At 50.3% G+C, this 20,760-nt stretch carries 18 protein-coding genes; 8 read left to right on the forward strand and 10 right to left on the reverse strand.

Going from position 1 to position 20,760, the window contains the following annotated elements; all coding sequences use genetic code 11:
- Positions 1 to 37 precede the first annotated feature (37 nt).
- From J0X00_RS00495 to J0X00_RS00525, 7 genes are all read left to right on the forward strand, one after another.
- Complete coding sequence (locus J0X00_RS00495; RefSeq protein WP_282476727.1) at positions 38 to 229, forward strand: 2-dehydropantoate 2-reductase N-terminal domain-containing protein; 192 nt, start codon at positions 38 to 40, stop codon at positions 227 to 229.
- A 554-nt stretch (positions 230 to 783) separates the two neighbouring features.
- Positions 784 to 2,442 (forward strand): putative transporter, encoded by a 1,659-nt coding sequence (locus J0X00_RS00500; RefSeq protein WP_282476728.1) that lies wholly within the window; start codon positions 784 to 786, stop codon positions 2,440 to 2,442.
- Between the two features lie 278 nt (positions 2,443 to 2,720).
- Positions 2,721 to 4,280, forward strand: coding sequence for a methyl-accepting chemotaxis protein (locus J0X00_RS00505; RefSeq protein WP_282476729.1), 1,560 nt, complete (start codon positions 2,721 to 2,723; stop codon positions 4,278 to 4,280).
- 172 nt (positions 4,281 to 4,452) lie between these two features.
- On the forward strand, positions 4,453 to 5,838 hold the full coding sequence (locus tag J0X00_RS00510) for a HAMP domain-containing sensor histidine kinase (RefSeq protein WP_282476730.1): 1,386 nt from the start codon (positions 4,453 to 4,455) through the stop codon (positions 5,836 to 5,838).
- Positions 5,838 to 6,470 (forward strand): response regulator, encoded by a 633-nt coding sequence (locus J0X00_RS00515; RefSeq protein WP_136483885.1) that lies wholly within the window; start codon positions 5,838 to 5,840, stop codon positions 6,468 to 6,470. The genes J0X00_RS00510 and J0X00_RS00515 overlap by 1 nt, the downstream gene beginning before the upstream one ends.
- 130 nt (positions 6,471 to 6,600) lie before the next feature.
- Entirely contained in the window at positions 6,601 to 6,966 is a 366-nt protein-coding gene (locus J0X00_RS00520) for an STAS/SEC14 domain-containing protein (protein WP_136483884.1), read from the forward strand.
- 269 nt (positions 6,967 to 7,235) lie between these two features.
- Positions 7,236 to 8,333, forward strand: a complete 1,098-nt coding sequence (locus J0X00_RS00525; RefSeq protein WP_282476731.1) for a nitronate monooxygenase — start codon at positions 7,236 to 7,238, stop codon at positions 8,331 to 8,333.
- 754 nt (positions 8,334 to 9,087) lie between these two features.
- On the opposite strand, the gene J0X00_RS00530 is transcribed toward J0X00_RS00525, so the two are convergent.
- The 10 genes from J0X00_RS00530 to J0X00_RS00575 form a co-directional block, all read right to left on the reverse strand.
- The gene (locus J0X00_RS00530) at positions 9,088 to 9,804 is read right to left on the reverse strand and encodes a carbonic anhydrase family protein (protein ID WP_282476732.1); all 717 of its coding nucleotides are present in this window, start codon (positions 9,802 to 9,804) and stop codon (positions 9,088 to 9,090) included.
- A 457-nt stretch (positions 9,805 to 10,261) separates the two neighbouring features.
- Positions 10,262 to 12,328: an FUSC family protein gene (locus tag J0X00_RS00535; protein ID WP_282477009.1), complete on the reverse strand. Its 2,067-nt coding sequence runs from the start codon at positions 12,326 to 12,328 to the stop codon at positions 10,262 to 10,264.
- Positions 12,329 to 12,333: 5 nt separating this feature from the next.
- Positions 12,334 to 13,197 (reverse strand): HlyD family secretion protein, encoded by an 864-nt coding sequence (locus J0X00_RS00540; protein ID WP_168796973.1) that lies wholly within the window; start codon positions 13,195 to 13,197, stop codon positions 12,334 to 12,336.
- 8 nt (positions 13,198 to 13,205) lie between these two features.
- Positions 13,206 to 13,406 (reverse strand): DUF1656 domain-containing protein, encoded by a 201-nt coding sequence (locus J0X00_RS00545; RefSeq protein WP_136483880.1) that lies wholly within the window; start codon positions 13,404 to 13,406, stop codon positions 13,206 to 13,208.
- A gap of 517 nt (positions 13,407 to 13,923) precedes the next feature.
- Positions 13,924 to 14,271, reverse strand: coding sequence for a helix-turn-helix transcriptional regulator (locus tag J0X00_RS00550; RefSeq protein ID WP_136483879.1), 348 nt, complete (start codon positions 14,269 to 14,271; stop codon positions 13,924 to 13,926).
- Positions 14,272 to 14,488: 217 nt separating this feature from the next.
- Complete coding sequence (locus J0X00_RS00555) at positions 14,489 to 15,661, reverse strand: D-alanyl-D-alanine carboxypeptidase family protein (RefSeq protein WP_136483878.1); 1,173 nt, start codon at positions 15,659 to 15,661, stop codon at positions 14,489 to 14,491.
- Between the two features lie 457 nt (positions 15,662 to 16,118).
- Positions 16,119 to 16,844 carry an amino acid ABC transporter ATP-binding protein gene (locus J0X00_RS00560; RefSeq protein ID WP_136484011.1) on the reverse strand — a complete coding sequence of 242 codons (726 nt, stop codon included), beginning with the start codon at positions 16,842 to 16,844 and terminating at the stop codon, positions 16,119 to 16,121.
- A gap of 19 nt (positions 16,845 to 16,863) precedes the next feature.
- Positions 16,864 to 17,808 (reverse strand): amino acid ABC transporter permease, encoded by a 945-nt coding sequence (locus tag J0X00_RS00565; RefSeq protein ID WP_282477010.1) that lies wholly within the window; start codon positions 17,806 to 17,808, stop codon positions 16,864 to 16,866.
- 75 nt (positions 17,809 to 17,883) lie between these two features.
- A complete protein-coding gene (locus tag J0X00_RS00570) occupies positions 17,884 to 18,693 on the reverse strand; it encodes a transporter substrate-binding domain-containing protein (protein ID WP_136483877.1) in 810 nt (269 codons plus the stop codon).
- 172 nt (positions 18,694 to 18,865) lie between these two features.
- Entirely contained in the window at positions 18,866 to 20,095 is a 1,230-nt protein-coding gene (locus tag J0X00_RS00575; RefSeq protein ID WP_282476733.1) for an aminotransferase class I/II-fold pyridoxal phosphate-dependent enzyme, read from the reverse strand.
- A 153-nt stretch (positions 20,096 to 20,248) separates the two neighbouring features.
- Between J0X00_RS00575 and J0X00_RS00580 the strand changes: the two genes are divergently transcribed.
- Complete coding sequence (locus tag J0X00_RS00580) at positions 20,249 to 20,734, forward strand: Lrp/AsnC family transcriptional regulator (protein ID WP_218561501.1); 486 nt, start codon at positions 20,249 to 20,251, stop codon at positions 20,732 to 20,734.
- Positions 20,735 to 20,760 lie beyond the last annotated feature (26 nt).

A 20,760-nucleotide genomic window follows, 5' to 3' on the forward strand; every position in this document is an offset into this window, starting at 1 on the left:
ATCTTTAAAAGAGACCAAGTTTCAAGGAGAGAATAAGGTGCAATTTGCCATGACCGGTGCCGGTGGCATCGGCTGTTATTACGCAACTCGCCTGATGAAGGCCGGACATCCGGTTGTGTTTGTTGCCCGGGATGAACATCTCAAAGCGTTACAATCGCAGGGGCTGTCACTGCACCATACCGAACTGATCATGCGTTTGCTGCAACACGCCAGCGGCCAGCTCAACTAAGCCAGAACGCTAAAGGTAACACTCATCTTCAGGTTGCACTTTTGGCGAGGTAATTTGTGTCAAAAGTGCAACCTGGGCACATATTTTCTGCGCTACCTGTGCTGGGCATGAAGACAGCCAACCAGCATCAACCACGCCAGCCAGTTAACACCATTTACTTATATTTAACAGTTAGTTATCACGTAGAATTTATTTTTGCCCAGGCGCACAATTTTGCATCAACCCGGTTAACTTTGCCCCCGTAATACATTCATACTCAGTATCAGTTAAGGGCAATACCAAAACTGTCATGACCTGATACCGGGACAACATAACCGAGACTCAGATTGCAGGTTGGCACAGAATACTCTTCTGCTGGAAATCGCTGGCAGTATTTGAACCCTTCAGCCGCAGACCTGAACGCTGTTATGGTTGCAGTTGTTACCGGTGTAACCGCTGTAATACGGTGCCGTCTATACGGGCGCCGCACACAGTACTGTGCGAAAGCCTGCCTCTGTCCGCCGTTCATGGTGAATTGCCCTCCCGCGATTTTAAATGAAATCAGGAGCTTCACTATGAGTGATATTGCGCTTTCTATCAGCATTCTGGCGCTGGTGGCAGTGCTGGGCTTGTGGATTGGGAACTGGCGGATCTACGGCGTTGGTCTTGGGATCGGCGGAGTACTGTTTGGCGGTATTCTAGTTGGTCACTATACCGGGGTGTGGGGCGTCACGCTCAACTATGAGACCCTGCACTTTATCCAGGAATTCGGCCTGATCCTATTTGTTTACACCATAGGCATTCAGGTAGGGCCGGGCTTCTTTTCTTCGCTGCGCAATTCCGGCCTCAAGCTGAATGGCTTTGCCGTGCTGACTGTGCTGCTCGGCTGCACTGTGACGGTTGGTCTGTACTATCTGTTTGATGTCCCTCTGCCGGTGATACTCGGCGTCTTTTCCGGTGCCGTCACCAATACCCCTTCGCTGGGTGCCGGCCAGCAGATTCTGACCGAACTGGGTGAACAACGCAGCCTGCTTGACCTGACCGGGATGGGCTACGCTATCGCTTATCCGTTTGGTATCTGCGGTATTCTGCTGACCATGTGGCTGCTGAGAATGATGTTTCGCGTCAATATTAATCACGAAGCTCAGGAGTTCGAGACGCACAACGGACATAAAAAAGAGAGCCTGCACACCATGAACGTGGCAGTGCGTAACCCCAACCTGAATGGCTTATTCCTCCAAGACATTCCGGCCCTGAGTGAAGGCGACATTGTGTGTTCGCGCCTCAAACGGGGCGATACTCTGCATGTCCCTAAACCAGAATCGAGAGTCGAAGTCGACGATCTGCTGCACTTGGTCGGCGATAAAAAGGCGCTCGATAAAGCCCGGCTGGTGATCGGCGAAGAAGTCGATGCATCCCTGTCGACCCGAGGCACAGAATTGCGGGTCCAACGTCTGGTGGTGACCAATGAGATCGTACTGGGTAAGAAACTGCGCGATCTCGATCTGAAACAGAAATACGATGTAGTGGTCTCTCGTCTTAACCGCGCCGGGATTGAGCTGGTGCCGACCAGTCAGTCGACACTGCAATTCGGTGACATTCTTAATCTGGTCGGCCGTCAGGACGCCATTGAAGCGGTGAGCGGTATTGTCGGTAATGCTCACCAAAAACTGCAACAGGTGCAGATGCTGCCAGTGTTTGTCGGCATTGGTCTTGGCGTGCTGCTTGGCTCTATTCCGTTTTATCTGCCCGGCTTTCCCGCCGCGATAAAACTCGGTTTGGCGGGTGGCCCGCTGATCGTTGCCTTGATTCTGGCCCGGATTGGCAGCATTGGTAAGCTGTACTGGTTTATGCCACCCAGCGCCAACCTGGCGCTGCGCGAAATCGGTATTGTGCTGTTTCTGGCCGTAGTCGGACTCAAATCCGGCGGCAATTTTGTCGCCACGCTGGTCGAGGGTGACGGCCTGAGCTGGATGGGTTATGGCATGATGATCACCGCAATCCCATTACTGACTGTTGGCATTGTGGCCCGTTTGTTCGGTCAGTTGAATTACCTGACCATCTGCGGCATGCTGGCCGGTTCGATGACCGATCCACCAGCACTGGCCTTTGCCAATGCGATCCATGAAGAGAGCGGTGCTTCGGCGTTGGCCTATGCCACAGTTTATCCTCTCGTCATGTGTCTACGCATCCTCTCACCACAAATTCTGGCCTTGATTTTGTGGAGCCTGTGACTCGATTTTGTAGAGCCTGTGACTCTTTGTCCCGGTGTCAGGTCGGCCAATACCGCGGTATTGGCCCCGCCGCATGACTCATTTTCTCACTCAGGCGCTTGTGAACTCACTCAGCAAACTTGCCTGGCAAGAGTGCTAACAGCGCCGCATTGTCAGCATATTTCAGTCAAGCTCACCATCATACTTTAGTGAAAGACGGCACAAGCTCACCGTCTCCGGCACACTAATCACGTTATAGTCCAACAAACGAAACACAATAATAATGATTAGGACGAAGTATGTTATCGACTCAACAACGTTTAGCCTTGGCAACCACGCTGGGTGCAGCGCTCACTCTGGCGGGTGGCTGGCGGCTCGGCATCGAAAGTGGCGGCTTCATTTTTCTCAGCGCTGCTATCCCACTGTTACTCGCTCCCTGGCAAATGCGCAGCCAGCATACAAACAGGCAAACCGACTCATACGCCAGCGACGACAATGCCCTGATCGCTGCTCAGATCGGTGCTGAACTGAACAAAAATGCCGTCAGTGCTGCGAAAGTGTCGTATGCACTTGATACGGTAAAACAACAGACATCGCGTCAGGTTACATCAATCGAGCGGATTTCTGACAGCTCAGAAGCGATTACCGACACGCTGGCAGTCAGCGCATCGCACACCAGCTCAGCGCTACAGGCCACTCAAGTGATGCGGGCGACCAGTGAAGAAGGGCGAGCAGAGCTGGATCAAGCGGTGCAAAGTATGCAGCAGCTCAGTCATCAGACAGACGCATCGGTCGATCAAATCAAGACCCTGGAATCTCAGGTTGAACGTATCGAAACCGTGGTCGAGGTGATTGAAAGTATTGCCGCTCAAACCAACCTGCTGGCTCTCAACGCCGCAATTGAAGCGGCACGGGCCGGGGAAAGTGGGCGCGGTTTTGCTGTGGTTGCCGATGAAGTGCGTAATCTGGCAGAACGCACCGCTCGCAGCACCGAAGAAGTTTCGACGATTGTCGGGCAAATTTTCGCTCAGACGCGTCAGGTAACCGCATCGATTGGTGAGTTGTCTACCAATGTGACACAAGGTGTCGCACGAGTGGAAAGTGTCAGCCAACGCCTGGAAACGATCGCCAGCCAGTCGCAACAGGTAGAACAACAGATGAGTGCCATCAGTGACGACGTAGCCACTAATGAGCAGAGCCTGCGTCAGATCGCCCGTTCCATTACCCATAGTCAGCAGGAATTATCAGCCAGTGATCACGAACTGCTCGAACTACAGACCGAAGCAGAACATTTAATGCAACTTGCCGAGCACAGTAACGCGGTCCTGGTCGAACACTATCCGCAATCCATGCACCGGCCTTTCTATGAACTGGCCTCAGCACTGGCAACGGCGGTGGGTAAAAAATTCGAACAGGACATCGCCAGTGGCGTGATATCGCAGCAGGCGCTGTTCGACCGTCAGTATCAACCCGTTGGCAACACCCAGCCGGCCAAATATCAGACCGCATTTGATCAGTATTGTGACTCGGTCCTTCCTTCCATGCAGGAGCCGGTTCTGACCCAGCGTCCAGAGATGGTTTATGCCATTGCGACCGACGACCATGGTTACGTCCCGACTCACAATAATCAGTTCTGTCAGCCACTGACCGGCAACCCGCAGCAGGATATGGTTGGCAACCGCACCAAGCGTATCTTTTCGGACCGGGTCGGCATGCGATGCGGCCAGCATCAGCAGACCATGCTACTGCAAACTTATAAACGCGACACTGGAGAAGTGATGCACGATATCTCGGTACCCGTTTACGTTAACGGCCGTCACTGGGGCGGAATGCGCCTTGGTTATGCACCACCACAGTAATCCGGCCTGCCCTTGAGACCTCATTCGTCCCGTCTGCTTTGATCGGCGGGGCGAATTTTTCATTTCCACCGCGGTGAAAGCGTGCCACACCTGCGATTACTGCAATCTAACTGTGAGGTTTTGAGCAAGTTTGCCAATTGATAGTGTTGATTAGGTTAATTAGACTCCCGACATGGACCTGCTTATCATTTTCAAACTTTATCTTCTTTCCGGACTGGCTTTTTTTGCCATCGCTTTCGCTATTTTCTCGCGTAACCTCAACAACAGCCAAATTCTGATTGCCAAAGTACTGCCGATTTTCGCCCTGTTCGGGCTTGTTCATGCTGCGCATCTGTGGTCTGAACTCTATTTCGATCTCTATCAGCATGAATTCGCTTTGACCCGGCAGTTGGAAACATTCCTAGTGCTCAAATTGGCGCTCTCATTTATGCCCTTGGCTTACTTTGCCTGGCGCATGCTGGAACTGACACGCTGGAAAGCGTCTCTGCTACGCCGGATTAAACGTGTTATCGGGCTGCTGACCATCATTTTACTCAGCCACCTGTGCTGGTTATACAGCCAATTCAGCTATCCGGTGTTTGTGCACTATGCCAGTAACTATCTTTATTGGACCTTGGGCGTCGGATTCAGCATTCTAGCCGGCTGTACGCTTTTTTCTTATGCACATCGTATCGCTGGCAACGGCTACGGCTCACCGCTACCGTTTCAGGCACTAGGATTATCACTGATCAGCTACGCGCTTAGCGCCAGCCTGCTCGGAGAGGGCACTGAACCTTTGTGGGTACATCTTCTGCGTCTGGTCTGTGCTTATGCCGTGATGCTCAGCCTCTGGCATACACTGCGTGTTTTTGACCGTGAGCACGACCAGCAGTTGCAGTCAAACCTGCAATTGTCTCTGCAGGATGCCAAATTGCGCGAGCTTGGCGAACTGACCTCGGCGATTGCCCACGAGATCAAAACGCCGCTTAGCAGTGCCATGATGAGCTGTGATTTACTCGAGCGCCAACTGATTGATAATGCCAATCACAAGCGCCAGATTGACCGTATCCGCTTTGGCTTGAACCGCGCTGCAGAAATCAGCCAGGAGGTACTCAACTATGCACATCACAGACCGATTCAGCGTCAGCCCGTCAACCTGTCACAGGTCATTGAGCAAGCTTTAACGCTCAATCAATACCGGCTGGAAGAGTTCGATGTGCAGGTTGACGTTGACCATCAACTGGGCATTTCCGGTGATGCCGGCTTGCTGGAAGAAGTGTTCAGCAACCTGATTGGTAACAGCGTTGATGCCAGTCATGGCACCAAGGTATTGCGTATCCGGGCTATTCAGAATCAACAATACGCCATCGTCACCTTCACTGACTGTGGGAGTGGAATGCCGGATGCCCTGTTACATAAGGCGACCCAACCGTTTTTTACCACTAAACCCAAAGGTGAAGGAACCGGTATGGGCCTGGCGCTATGCAAACAAATCATTATGCAACACAACGGCGAACTACTGCTCTATAACCACGATAACGGCCTGACGGTGGAAGTTCGCATTCCGAGGAGTATTTGATGACTTTAAAACTGTTACTGGCAGAAGACGATCCGCAACTGCGTGAAGTCCTGCTTGAAGCTTTGGCACTGGAATCGTTTGAAGTGACTGCTTTTGATAATGCTGAAGATGCCCTGGATGCCGCGGCCAGGCAGCCGTTCGAACTGGCTCTGTTTGATGTCGTGATGGGTGGCATGACAGGTATTGATGCGCTGACAACACTACGCCGCCTGCAACCTAACATCGGCATTGTCATCACCACCGCTTTTGCCACCGTCGATCTGGCCGTTGATGCCATGAAAAAAGGCGCGGATGAGTTTCTCACCAAGCCGTTTAATCTGGCCACCTTGTCGGTAACTCTGAAACGGGTCCATGCTGAGCGCAGCCCGAAAGCCCAGATTGAAGAACGTCATCATGACCAGATCTTCAGCGCCCTCTCCAATCCGATTCGACGCACCGTGGTGAAACAGCTCAAATTACACCGCAAAGTCAAATTTATGGATTTGTGTCGCATGGTGGGGGTCGAAGATCATACCAAATTTAACTTTCACTTACGCCAACTGGTCAACAGCGGCCTGGTGGTTAAAGAAGAAAAGCGGGTCTATTCTCTGACCGCACAGGGCCAGCAAATATACGCCAGCTTGCTGCTGTGAATCGTGATCACGTGTAACGCGGCGCGGACAGCGTAAGTCACACAAGTTCACCTTGCCCTTATTGGCAAGGTGAAACCCTAAGCCCTATTCTTTAAATGGAGCTTGTTTCAAGCCAGAAAGGGGGTGACCTATGTTTTCCGTTAACCGTCATGGAGAAAACCGCCTCGATATTCAAATCAGCGGTACTCTTGATAAAGAAGGCATGACTTTCGCTTTGGATCAACTGCTGACCCAGGGTGAAGGCATGCAAAATGGCGTGATGCTGTACGATGTCATCGATTATCATCTGCCAACACTGGATGCCATCTGGGTTGAACTGAAACAGATGCCTGAATTAATTGCCCTGATGCGACGGTTCAATAAGGCCGCGATTCTGTCCGATAAACAGTGGATCAAAACCGCCAGTGAACTGGAGGGGAAACTGATGCCCCATATCGAAATCAAGGCGTTTGACCGCAGCGAAAAAGCGCAGGCTGAAGCCTGGCTAAACAGCTGATCAGTTCTGGCGAAGCAGCCGTTCGACGAAGGGCCGGGCTACCCCGGCCGCTGCGGCTAATCCGCTTCTTTTGCCCCATCTTTCACTCCTCTGTCATTCTTCCACTCTCCCGTCATTCTTTTAACTTTCCTGCCAAGCATCACCATTGACGATAATTTTTGTTATCCATATCATCTTTAAAACAAGCAGTTACATATCAATTCATTGCAGTTATGCTAAGGTGTTTAAAGGACACTCAGGAGTGTCGCTGTCCGCTACAAGGAGCGTATATGTACACAGGAAACATTGACGAGCTGTTGGGGTGCGAACTGCCCATTATTCAGGCGCCGATGGCTGGTGTGCAAGACAGCGAACTGGCCATCGCGGTGTGTCAGGCCGGGGGCCTGGGCTCCCTGCCCTGCGCAATGCTGAGTGCAGACGGCATGGTGGAGGAAATTAAACTCATTCAACGTTCAACGGATAAACCGTTTAATCTCAACTTTTTCTGCCACTCCATGCCTGCCTTCGATCCTGGAAAGCAACAGCGCTGGCAAACCACACTGAGCCCTTATTTTCAGCAACTGAACGCCGAGTTACCGGCGGCAGAGAATGGGGCCAGCCGGATGCCGTTCAGCCACGATATCGCCGATGCCATCGAGCCGTTTCACCCCCGGGTACTGAGTTTTCATTTCGGGCTGCCGGAGCCGGATCTGCTCAAACGAATCCAGCATTGGGACTGTACAATTCTCGCCTCCGCGACCACCTTACAGGAAGCACACTGGCTTGAAGCTCGCGGTGTTGATGCCATTATTGCTCAGGGCGTCGAAGCCGGAGGACATCGCGGTATGTTCCTCAGTCAAGACACCAGCACCCAAATCAGTACTACCGCACTGGTGCCACAAATCGCCCAGCAAGTGCGGGTACCCGTCATTGCTGCCGGTGGCATCGCTGACAGCCGTGGCATTCAGGCGGCACTGATGCTGGGAGCCAGCGCCGTTCAACTCGGCACGGCTTACCTGCTCTGTACAGAGGCAAAAACATCGTCGTTGCATCGTGCTGCGATTAAAAGTGAGCGTTCGCAACATACGGCCCTGACCAACCTGTTTTCCGGTCGTCCGGCACGCGGCATCGTCAATCGGTTAATGAGCGAGCAAGGTTACCTCAGCGATTCGGTCGCTGATTTCCCGTATGCCGCCAGCGAAGTCACTGCCTTGCGTAAACTGGCGGAAAGCCAGGGCCTTGATGATTTTTCTCCACTATGGTGCGGGCAAAACCCATCCGGCTGCGTTGAAATTTCTGCAGCGGAGCTGACCCTGCTGCTGGCGTGTGAAAGCGGAATGATCGATTGTCAGTACCTGTATGATGAGCCCTACCCTTACTCAATCTGAATTAGTTCTCACCATTTTCATCACCAGACACAAACGTGAAAAAAAGTCACTATTGTATCCTTAGTCTTTGACGTTACTGAATATCAAACCGTTATCATCAAGATCAAACTTGCACAGAAATCAACCTAATTTCTTCGTCAATAGCGCTGGCTGATATGCGCTATCATGAGCTAAATTCAAACACTGCTGAGAATGATCGTTAACGCGCACTAAAATAGTGATTCAGGTGTATTAAATATACGTAAGATTAAAACCGCAAAGAAATTTAAACTTGGCAGGAAACTCTCTCCATAATCAGTTAATTTCTCAGACAAAAATTTCACACGCCGTCTCCTAACCGCCTTCAAACAACAGGCATATCGATAAATATGAAATTTATCATTTCATTTTTACTGATGAGATTCATTTGTTTTTGCAAAAATAAAGCGATAAAGTAAACACAAGGTTATAAATTAATGCAGATACGAGTGATGTTAACATCATTTGCGATTTTCAATTTATAGGGTATTGGTTTATTAACCCAAATAAAAGCTAACTCTGATTTATATTAATCACCACTCTGAATGAATTTATTCAGAGTGGATTTTTTATTTAAATAATATTTAGATTTGAACCATAGCAAAATAAATTATTATAAATAGTAAACCTATATTTCATTCAATGCATATCAATAAATAACATCACTCAAATATATCAGGGTTGAACAATTTTCTCTTCAACCCTGAAAAATATCGCGAGATAAGTAAGTTTGGAGTTAGTTACTGACGAAAATTCTCGCATTACGCGGTTGAATCGGACGATTGTTTTGGCCCATCATACCGGTCAGGACCGCCCGTTGTTGCTCCGACAATGCTTTGGGCTGCTGCATAACAAACCAACGCACACCTTCACTGCAGGGTGGTGTCGTGAGAGAACCGTTGAAACGGTAGTAATGATTGGTCTCCGGCAGCAGCGTGTCGACGGCAAACGGATGAGCCAGATCGACCGTGTGCCCCTTATCAGGCAGAGACTCGGTCAATTGCTTGAGAGCAATATTCTCTGAACCCATATCGAACATAACCGCGACCACGGCCAGATTCCCCTGCTCATCGGCATTCACAAAATGCGCTTCCAGCGGGTATTGATAGGCCTTAATCAGGTTTTCCGACGGAGTATGGAAATGAAACTGCTTGAGGGTGAATGTTTTACCATCAACTTGCAGCTGATTATTACCTTCTACCGTCGCTTGCAAGGTGTGACCATTGTTAGTCAGAGCGGTTACCTGCCCCTGATAACTGACATTGAGTGCGGAAAGATTAGCGGGTAAGGCACCTTCAATATCGACCGGACTTTGATTTTGTCCCTTCGCACAGGTTTGTGAAACACCGCCCCAATGCGCCGGGCCATGACTCCCCTCATATCCCCATTCCGATGCCGCCGCTCCGGCACTGTAAAAAGCATACACAGACATTGCCAGCAAAAGCTTGTTCATTGTATCTCCTTGGTTTTTCTGTTGCCCTGAGGCGGTAAATACGTTGTAAGTTGTCAACACGTTGCAATCAACCCGATGATAAACAGCGAGCTATCGGTTACAACGATTCCCTGCTGGTAATCCATCGATGCGCAGTAAGTTATCAACAGCTGCCGGTATCGGATTTGATTTAAAACAACGGGTTGTCAATTTCGTCAGACAGTAAAACCCTTTTTATCCTGTGTGAATGATGAAATATAAGATTGAAGCGGAGAGTTGGAAGGACTATCGCACACATCTCACTGCTAATATGAGTGTGGCCAGTAAAACTGGAAGCTAAATCGCGTCATGTGCGACACACAGTTTCTTGGCTGCTACCAACGAAAAACCCGCTCCGTTTCCGGTAAAAGAAACTGAGCGGGTTTAAGCAGTCAGACGATCACTTAAGCAGAAGGGATAGCTTAAGCCAAATTTTTCCTTAATCGCTGATATGGGTCTGATTATCGGCAATGGTTTGCGTCAGGCGCTCAAACGTCATGGTCAGACGTTCGCACATCCCTTCCACAATTTCGTATTGACCCGGCAACAGAGGATAAAAACGTAATTGCGTCAGCAAGTCATTACACGCCTTGTTAAATTGCGAGGAGAACTGCCCTTTTGAGCACTGCATAAAGGCCTCAGCTAACCCATTCTGCCAGTTCTCCAGACCTTGCTGCAGATTCTCATCCACCACGCTGCCCACCATACGCCGCAGACGTACCGACACGTGCCCAAGGTTAAGACCGGTCAAAGCCAGCTCGGTAATATCACGAGTGCGGGCCGCCATACTTTTATCGTACGTCGCAATCCGTAACAAGCGATCGCCCATGCGGGCATTGAACCAGTGTTCAGGTGAAGGATGATTCATGATCTCACTCAGATCCTGCTTGGTGGCACGCAGCAGGCGGTATTGCATAAGCTGTAGTCCAGGTCCGGTGATCATTTTGAACATCCAGTACAACACCGTCACCCCGACAAAAATCGACAGCGAGTTACTCAGGGTGTAATCGACTGAGAAAGCCCGGCTCATATCATTACTCGGGCTGATCAAAATCGTGAACGGAATACAAAAGCCCAGGCCATATGGCATGGTCGCCCGGTTGGCCAATGCCATCAGGCCAAAGAAATACGGGCCGGCCAGCACCATGACCAGAATTTCATAATCTCCGCTACTTTGAGCCAACAGATTAAGGCCGTAAAACACCGCGACCGGCACGGCAATCATGACCCCGACCAACAGACGCTGCAGAACGATCATCAGAATCGTCATTGGCAGACGTGCCAGCATAATCGAGAAAATAACCGGCAGGATCATCATCATCAGCACGGCTGTCGAGCCCGTGCCAATCCACAAGCCAGCCCCGACCAGAAACACCAGCATGGTTCGACCGCCAGTCACCAGCCCCACCAGTGGATCCTTGTAGCTTTTCTGGGTTGGCGCGTTGAGTCGCACAGGCACAGCACTGATAAGCGCATTATAACCTTTCAGGATCATCACCAAATCGGCGCTGAGTTCGAGCGAAACTTTCATCAGCCTTAATTGCAGCGGCGTCAAATCACATGCCTGATTACTGTACACCAACTGGCGGCGGCGCAAAGATTGCGCCTGTTTGTAACATTCGTTGTAGTCGTTGGTTTCTTCCATACGTTTGAAAGAGTCACGCATGTCAGCAAGCATTTCTGCCAGATATTCGCCGATCAAATCAGGATGGTTACGTTGCAAGCGGCCGAAAATCTGAATCATCGCCAGTAGAGACAGGGTTTTATTGGATATCTGGCTGGCAGCGCGGCTTTGACCCGGCCCATCCGGGCCCTCGTAGACGACCGCGCTCTGGTCATCACTCATGGCAGCAATCGACTCCAGTATGGTATCGACATGCTGATGGCGGCCATCGTGAGAACCGTTCGGATCCAGCTCCAGGTTCAGGTAACTCAGGGTCTGGTTAATCACATGACGGGCGTGGGTACGCAGCCCGTCTTTAACCTGCATCGGAAAGACCAGTTTACTGACCAGGGCGGCACAAATCGCACCCACAATAATTTCACTGACCCGGGCCTGGGCGACTGCAAAGATGGTCTGGCTGCTGGCGGTGGCCGGAGACACCATCACCAGCAACACAATCAGACATGCCGTGATACCTGCCATCGCAAACAGATATATGAAGTTGGTACGACGTACCATCGCGCCCATGCCTGAGTTGATCCCCAGCCACAGCGCCAGACACCCGATCGCCAGTTCCGGATAAGGCATAAACCATTGCAGGATCGTGATCCCGACAATCCCCCCGACCAGAGTACCGACAATCTGGCAGATACCCTTTTCAATCACCAGACCACTTTCCGGGCGGATCTGCAGAAACACCGCAGAGACCAGCGCCCAGTATGGGCGATCAAGATTAAGAAACATGGCGATATAGAGGGAGAGCGCCATCGCGACCACCCCTTTTATCGCAAATATCACCGACTGTTTGTTCGGCATCAGTAAGGTGTTAAGCAGCACACCCATGACGTTCACTCAGCCTCTTGCAGATAGATCGAGACCGTCATACCGGCACTGATATTGACATTTTCATCCAGCGGATCGAGCTTGATATCGACCGGAATACGCTGTGCAAGACGAACCCAGTTAAAGGTTTGCTGCACCTGAGGCAATAACTGACCATTACTGCTGGTATTGGTATCCGCGATGGCTTTACCAATGCTGACCACCTTGCCGGTTAACGGTTTACCACCACTCATCAGGGTGATTTTGGCCGACTGGCCGACTTTAATCATCGGCAGTTTGGTTTCTTCAAAATACCCGGTGACGTAAAAAGAGTCTTTTTTCACCAGCGACAGGACCGAACTCCCCTGACTGACGTAGTTACCTTCACGTAAATTAAGGTTAATCAGCGTGCCATCTGCCGGTGCATGAATCTGGGTGCGGTCGAGGTTAATTTGCGCGGTATTGAGCTGTGCTTTGGCAATATCCAGACTTGCTTTTGCCAGTTCGGTATTAATACGAGCGCTTTCGACGGTCTCTTCGCTGATTAGGTTTTTACCCGTCAATTGCTGTCGACGTACATAGCGGTGACGTTCCAGATCGAGCGCGTATTGTTTGTTTTCTACTTCCGCTTCCAGCTCTTTGATCTTGGCCGCATAGCGGGTGGGATCGACACTAAAGATGAGTTCCCCTTTTGATACCTGCTGGTTATCCTGCACATTGAGGGTATCAACCCAGCCAGACACGTCCGGAGCTATGGTGATCACTTGGGCGCGGATTCGGCCATCACGGGTCCAGGGTGAGTAGAGATAATGATCCCATACCCAGTGACCGGCAATCACGGCAATGATAACCACCGCCAGAGTGAGACAAATACGCAATACTTTTCCCATATTCAACATTAACTCCCGAAAAAATGAATAATAATCGCCAGATAACAGACAAACAGCCCGACCTCAAACCAAGCTACTTTCCACAGTTTCTGATACACGCCCGTCTTGTGCAGCACTAGCCTGGACACACAGGAGAGCGCAAAGGCCATAGGTGCAAACATCACCAACGGGCTGAACAGCAAGCCTCCCAGCGCTAATTCTTCAAACATAACGAAATCATCTCAGTAGGTTAGATTAATAGTATATACCCAAGTCAGGACAATATGCCGAATTGGTGACACTCCGCCGGCAGGCAGATCACACCGGCTGAATAAGCAGGCCTCAGTTACAATCAACCATCGCTTTCGCAATTCTGAAGAACTCAATGACAGCGCAGGCTGCTGGATCGGCGATCCCGCCAGGTAACCACCGTTTAGTGCCGGCATAAAAAGAGAGAACGAAATGGGATAAACAGACGAAGACAGCTTATTCTTAATGAATTGTTACTTCTTAATGAATTGTGACTAATTACACAATTGTGCCTATTTGGCCGCCAGCCATCAAGCACCTGTCAGGACGCAGACTATTAACTTTAAAGAATAAATGATTCCGCAGAGCGTCAGAATAAGGCCTGTAAGGAAAGGATATCGCCCGCTCAAACAACGAGCGGATATCCGGCTGATGCGGGATTGCTTAATCCGTTGTGAAGTGACGACTCACGTGTGATACAGGCCTAAGACGGCTCGGCTAGTGAGACAGATGGGTATATTCGATAATGACCTGGTTGCCATCAACCTGAACGCGTTGAATTTCACCGTCAACAGTAATGCGATTTTGCAAACGCACTAAATGCTCACCGGAGGTAAACTTACTTTTTAATGTCGGCAGCACATTGTAAGGCTCGACATGCAAATGCTGGCAGAAGGTGGTCACAAAGGACATGGTCAGCGGAGCGTTACCGCGTAATAGGTTAGAAAATTCCACCTGACTGACACCCAGCCGTTTTGCCATTTCCATCTGGGTTAAATGCATTTTTGCTTTTTGGGACATCCAAATATCGTACAGTGCATGACGATCTTCTGGGCCAAATTCCATCGTATTTCCTCGCTTGAACTCAATGCGATAAAAATGACAAAAACAGTTAATCACAATGTCAATCGAAAGTGAGTTTCTGTCCAGAGTTTGCCCCGCGAGCCTCTGTTTGCGAGCAAAATCGCCCTCAATGTCAGCTCTCTGTCACCAAAGTAACGCCGCAAAAAGTAACGCCCGCAAATCGCGGGCATTGAGAACACAGTCATTCCAATTGAGAGAATCAGGAGAACAGACTGGCAAACAAGCGCTTAATCCAGTCCATCGCCTGGCTGAACCAACTGCCTTTTTGCACGCTTTCAAGTGCGACCAAAGGTGATTCTCCTACACTGCGGCCATCCACCTGATAGACCACTTTACCCACAACCTGACCTTGTTCTATTGGTGCCTCTAACTCTTTATCCATTTCAATCAGGCCGCTGAGCTGCGCCAGCTCCCCTTTCATGACCGTAATATATGTGGTTTGCGGCACACCGACCGCCACAGTGCTTTTCTCTCCCATCCAGATAGGTGCCTGTTCGAGGGCTTCACCTTGCTGATGGGGAGCCACGGTTTCAAAAAAACGAAAGCCATAACTCAACAACTGTTTGCTGTCCGACTCACGTCCTTTCTGGCTGCCTGAACCCATGACCGCAGAGATAAGGCGCATGTTACCATTGGTGGCTGACGTCACCAGGCTGTAACCAGCGCCACTGGTATAACCGGTTTTCATCCCATCCACATTCATACTGCGGTCATGCAACAGACCATTGCGGTTATACTGCGTGATACCGTTGTAGGTAAAAGACGTTTCGCTATACAGTGGATAGATATCCGGCAAATCACGGATAATCGCCTGAGCAAGCTTGGCAATATCATACGGCGTGGTGTAGAGGCCATCGCTGTCCAGTCCGTGCGGGTTAGTAAAGGCGGTATTGTTCAACCCGAGGCGCTGCGCCCATGAATTCATCAAATCGACAAAGCCACTTTCCGACCCTGCCACATGTTCGGCAATCGCGACGCTGGCATCGTTGCCGGACTGGACAATTAAGCCGCGGTAGAGATCCATCATGTTGACACTGGTCCCTACCTCAATAAACATTTTGGAAGAATCGGGGAAGTTTTTGGCCCAGGCATGTTCGCTGATGGTGACATTATCACTGGCGGAAATTTTGCCGCTTTTCATCTCCTGACCAGCGACATAAGACGTCATCAGCTTAGTCAAACTAGCCGGATTCATTTTTTCATTGCCATTGTGCTCAACCAGGACTTGCCCGGTGTGATAATCCATCAGCACATACCCTTTGGCAGACAATTGCGGCGGATTCGGAATCACGATCGGCTCGGCCGACGCCCATGCAGAAAATAAGCTCATACCGGTCGCAGAAATGGCGACCATCCATCCAGTTGTTTTCATAACCCGCATCCAGAACCATTAATATTGATTAACGTTGTAGTACTGCCAGCCACCTGATAATCAGGTTATCGGACTTTTGATTGTGGTGCTGACAACATGACGACTCGCATCACAATCAGAAATATTTGCGCCAATACGATGATCCGTTACGCCTGTAAAAAGCAGCGCGACGTAAGGCCATCAGGGCCGGGCATTACGGTGGTTATTGTACCCGAGTCACCCGGTAAGGCTGTGTTCTTTACTTAGACTTACGCAGCTGTAAATGATCGTTACAATCCACCTGAAACTGAGAGAAATCATGCGCCAAAGCGGGCTAAAATTCAGGCTATGGCACAGAAAGTGTGCTTTGGATAACAAAAAACCGAGCCTGTTGAGGCTCGGTTTGTGATTATTTCCCGGCAAATGGTTACAAACTATAATCTCATCGCCAAAATGTCGGGTGAGGGCGAATCAAACGTCACAGCACCTTAGCCAGGAACTGCTTAAGCCGCGGATGCTGAGGGTCATCAAACACCGCTTTGGGTTGGTCGTCCACCAGCAGTTTGCCCTCTTCCATAAACAGGACACGATCCGCCACTTCACGGGCAAAGCCCATTTCGTGGGTTACGATCACCATGGTCATGCCTTCTTTCGCCAGACCTTTAATTACATCCAGCACTTCACCCACCATCTCCGGGTCCAGTGCCGATGTCGGCTCATCGAACAACATCAGATCAGGCTTCATCGCTAACGCACGGGCAATCGCCACACGCTGCTGCTGACCGCCGGACAGATGAGACGGGTAGTTGTTCATGCGATCTTCGAGGCCCACCCGCTTAAGCAGATTTTTGGCATCCACCATAACATCGCTGTTCTGGCGCTTGGCCACTTTAAGCGGCGCTAACATCACGTTCTGTAATGCCGTCATGTGCGGAAACAAATTGAAGCTCTGGAACACCATACCGACGTTCTGACGCAGTACGTTGATATCGGTCGACTTCGCATACATATCAAACCCATCCACTATGATGGTGCCGGAAGAAATTTCTTCGAGCTGATTGAGCGTGCGTAAGAAGGTCGATTTACCAGAGCCGGACGGACCAATGATCGCGACCACTTCACCCCGTTTAACCGTGGTGGAGACTGACTTAAGTGCGTGGCATCCGTTCGGATAATATTTGTCAACTTCGCTGGCATAAACCATATCTTCGCCGTTGTATTCACTAGTCACTGGCCGATAACCTCTTCTCTAAACGTTGGATAGCCCACGACAGGGTCCCGGTGACCACCAGGTAAAGTGCCGCTACCGTAAACCAGACTTCAAATGGCGCAAAACTGCCGCTGACCACTTCACGTCCGGCCTTGGTCAGGTCGGTGATGGAAATCACTGAGACCAGTGAAGAATCTTTGATCAGGTTGATAAACTGACCGGCAAGTGGCGGCAGAGTGCGCTTCAATGCCTGAGGCAAAATGACATAGCGCATCGCTTTCGGATAAGTCATCCCCAGTGAACGAGCCGCTTCCATCTGTCCATTCGGGATAGCCTGAATACCGGCACGCACGATCTCTGCAACGTACGCCCCGGTAAAGACCGACAACGCAACCACACCGGCAGTAAAGCGCTCGAAATCAAGCACAGTGCCGATAAAGAAGTAAACAATAAAAATTTGTACCAGTAACGGCGTGCCGCGGATTAATTCCACATAGGTAATGGCAAGATTGCGCACCGTAAGGTTTTTGGACACCCGCATCAGGCCGAATATCAGCCCGAGAATGACCGCGAATATCAATGAAATAAACGAAATTTCGATCGTGACCCACAATCCGGTCGCAATAGGGCCGAATTGCCACTCGTTGAGTTTGGCAACGGTATCGCCCTGGAAGATAAGGTCGCCTTCACCCACCATCAGTTGAGTGTAGTCTGTGATAACCTGCGGCGAACCCTGGTTATCGAATTCTATGACTAGCTGGCCGTCTTTGATGCTTGCTGTGCCATCACCGGTTGCACGGATCTCCTGCATTTCGGTATTAATGACGTATGGCCACAAACGATCCCAGTGCCAATTGTAATTAATGCTGCGCCCGGAAAAATACACCGCGCTGACCAGCATTAGCATGATCAGACCATAAATCAGATGTCCGACCCAATTTGAGGATTTTGACTGCATCACTCAGATTCTCTTTATTCTTGGAATGAACCGGGCAGTCGGGCCGCCCGGCTTTGGCAACTTAAGTGACGACGTTTACTGTACGTCACTCAGCCAGCTGTCACTTTTGAACCACTTATCGTAGATACGATCATAAGTACCATCGCCCTGAATCTGGCGCAGGTAGTTGTTCAGGAAGTTAAGGAAGTTCGGGTCATCCTGACGGATTGCCCAACCCAGCGGCTCATAGGTAAACGGTTTTTCAAGGTGCACCACTTTGCCCTTGTTTTGCGCGCTGTAAATCGCGTTGTAAGGCAAGTCATAAACGAAGGCATCCGCTTTACCGTTAACAACCTGCAGCACAGCATCCACTTCCGTGTCATACAGGTCAAGCTTCGCGTTTGGTACGTATTTTTTCGCCGCTTCAGCACCTGTAGTCCCCAGCTTAGTAGCGATGGTGTATTTCGGATCGTTCAGATCTTTGTAGCTGGTCACTTTTCCTTCCAGTTTTGGCGACAACACCACAGACTGACCGATAACGATGTATGGCGTGGCAAAGTTCACTTTCAGGTTACGTTCCGCTGTTACCGTCATACCCGCCATAATGATGTCACATTTACCGGTTTGCATCGCAGGAATGATGCCATCCCATGCCGTGTTGACCGGCGTAAACTTCACCCCCATTGAACGCGCCATATATTTCGCGATATCAATGTCAAAACCGATGTAGCGACCATCCTTGGTTTTCATTTCGAACGGCATGTAACCCGCATCGAAACAGACTTTAAGTTCACCTGTATTTAAAATGTTTTCCAGCGCAGACTCCGCCGCAGAAGCCTGAGAGGCACCTAACAGAGAGCAAGCGAAAAGCAGCCCGGCTGCAGAAGATTTAATGAACTTTTTCATATTATCCCTTATGTAGATCTTGTTATTTTGTCGTTCGTCCTATGACAAAAACGCTGTCTGACGACACAAATGTGACTGACATTAACGTCTTGCAGATAATGCGATATTTTATCGCCGAGTTCCACCAACTTTTCGAATTTATAACCAATAGCGTGGTATAAATATGCAACCACTACCTGAGTAAACGCTGCAAGTCCCGAATTAAATCTTCCGCGGCCTCCAGGCCAATCGAAAGTCTCACCACGCCTTGTCCGGCATCGCGACAAAAATCGGCTTTTTGTTGCGGCGTAAAGCGGTAAGTTGACGCATCTAAGTCGTCGGTTCTCATTACCACAGCCAGGCTGCGCTGATGACCAATAGAATAAGCATAATAAAAAAGCGCCGATTCCTGGGCAAAACGCTGCTCGATCAAATCAATGTCATCGACCTGGAATGCAATAATGCCGCCAAAATGATCCATTTGACGCTGCGCCAGACTAAATTGCTGGTGTGAGGCCAATCCGGGGTATAAAACTCGTGCTACACGCGGATGGCTTTCCAGCCACTGAGCTATCTGTAACGCGGAGTCACACAAAGTTTTCATCCGCGGATAAAGCGTCTCCATCCCGCGCATAATTAGCCAGGCACTTTGTGCCGAGAGTGTCGCGCCCAGATAAACGCCTGCCATCGCTCTGATGGGTGACAACAGCGCTTTACTGCCCAGGATACAGCCCCCCAGCACATCGCCATGACCATTGATGAATTTGGTCAGCGAGTGGATGACAAAGTCCGCTCCCAGATCCAGTGGACGGGTCACAACCGGGGTAGAAAACGTGCTATCGACACTGAGCCGTACTCCGTGAGATTTCAGACACTGCGCCAGCGCGCCAATATCGGTTAAGCGAAGCAAAGGATTACTCGGGGTCTCAATATGCACTAACTTGGTGTTCTTTTTAAGCGCCTGTTGCACATTATTAGTGCATTCAGTATTGACTACCGACACTTCAATCCCAAATCCAGGCAACACCTGAGTGGCAAATTCATACACGGCGGCGTAACACATATCACTGACTATGAGGTGATCGCCTGCTTTGAGTATCGAGAGAAACAGGCCGGAAGCGGCTGCCATACCCGTTGCGGTAGCCAGGGCTTCTTCTGCGTGTTCCAGCACTGCCAGCCTTTGCTCCAAAAGGCGCACCGTAGGATTGGTCCACCCGGCATACAGGTAAGGCGCATCCGCAATGTCATCCAGTCCGCAGGCCGAAAATGCGCCACTTTCCGGACTGAAACTGTGATTGACTGACATGACGATACTGGGCGCGATCGCCTGATGAACCGGGTCGGCCTGCAACATAGCATGCAACGCCTGAGTCTGCGGCGCATAGGTCTCTGGTTCAGTCTGGTCAGCATCATGATAATGCATAATTACTCATTTCCTTTTACACGGGTTTAAATAGGAGGTTGACCACCATTGTCAATTCGATTGGCGCACAAAAATCGGCTATCCTAGCCGCCAAGATGCACAATCGCCGCATTTTTGCGGCCAATGATGCGGCCAGACCGCACAAGGATGACTATGAGTTCCCCACTGGATACGTTTGATCAGAAGATTCTCGAACTGATGCAGCGTAATTGTCGCCTGGCGGCAGATGTGATAGCTGAGCAAGTTGGACTGTCCGCCTCAGCGGTGCAGCGCCGGATTAAAAAACTGCGTGAAGAGGGGGTAATCCGGGCTGAAGTGGCGATTGTCGATCCGGCAGTGACCAGCCATAAGATGACGTTTCTGGCCGGGGTTGAGATTGACCGTGATAACTACGCAGTACTGAGCCGCTTCAAACGCTGGGCAGAAGGACAGAATACCGTGCAGCAAGTGTTCTACGTCACCGGCCATGTTGACCTGATGCTGGTGATCACCGCGCCGGATACCCGGGCTTATGACGCCTTTATCGAACAACTGATGCAACTTTATCCGCAGATCAAACGAGTCACCACCAATGTAGTGCTGGATACACCGAAAAAAAGCCTCTACGTACCGGTCTGCGACGAAGATATCACCGCTTAAGTTGAGCGCATTGCAGAGGCAACACG

The organism is Vibrio sp. ABG19, from assembly GCF_029962385.1.
Lineage (GTDB): Bacteria > Pseudomonadota > Gammaproteobacteria > Enterobacterales > Vibrionaceae > Vibrio > Vibrio ostreae.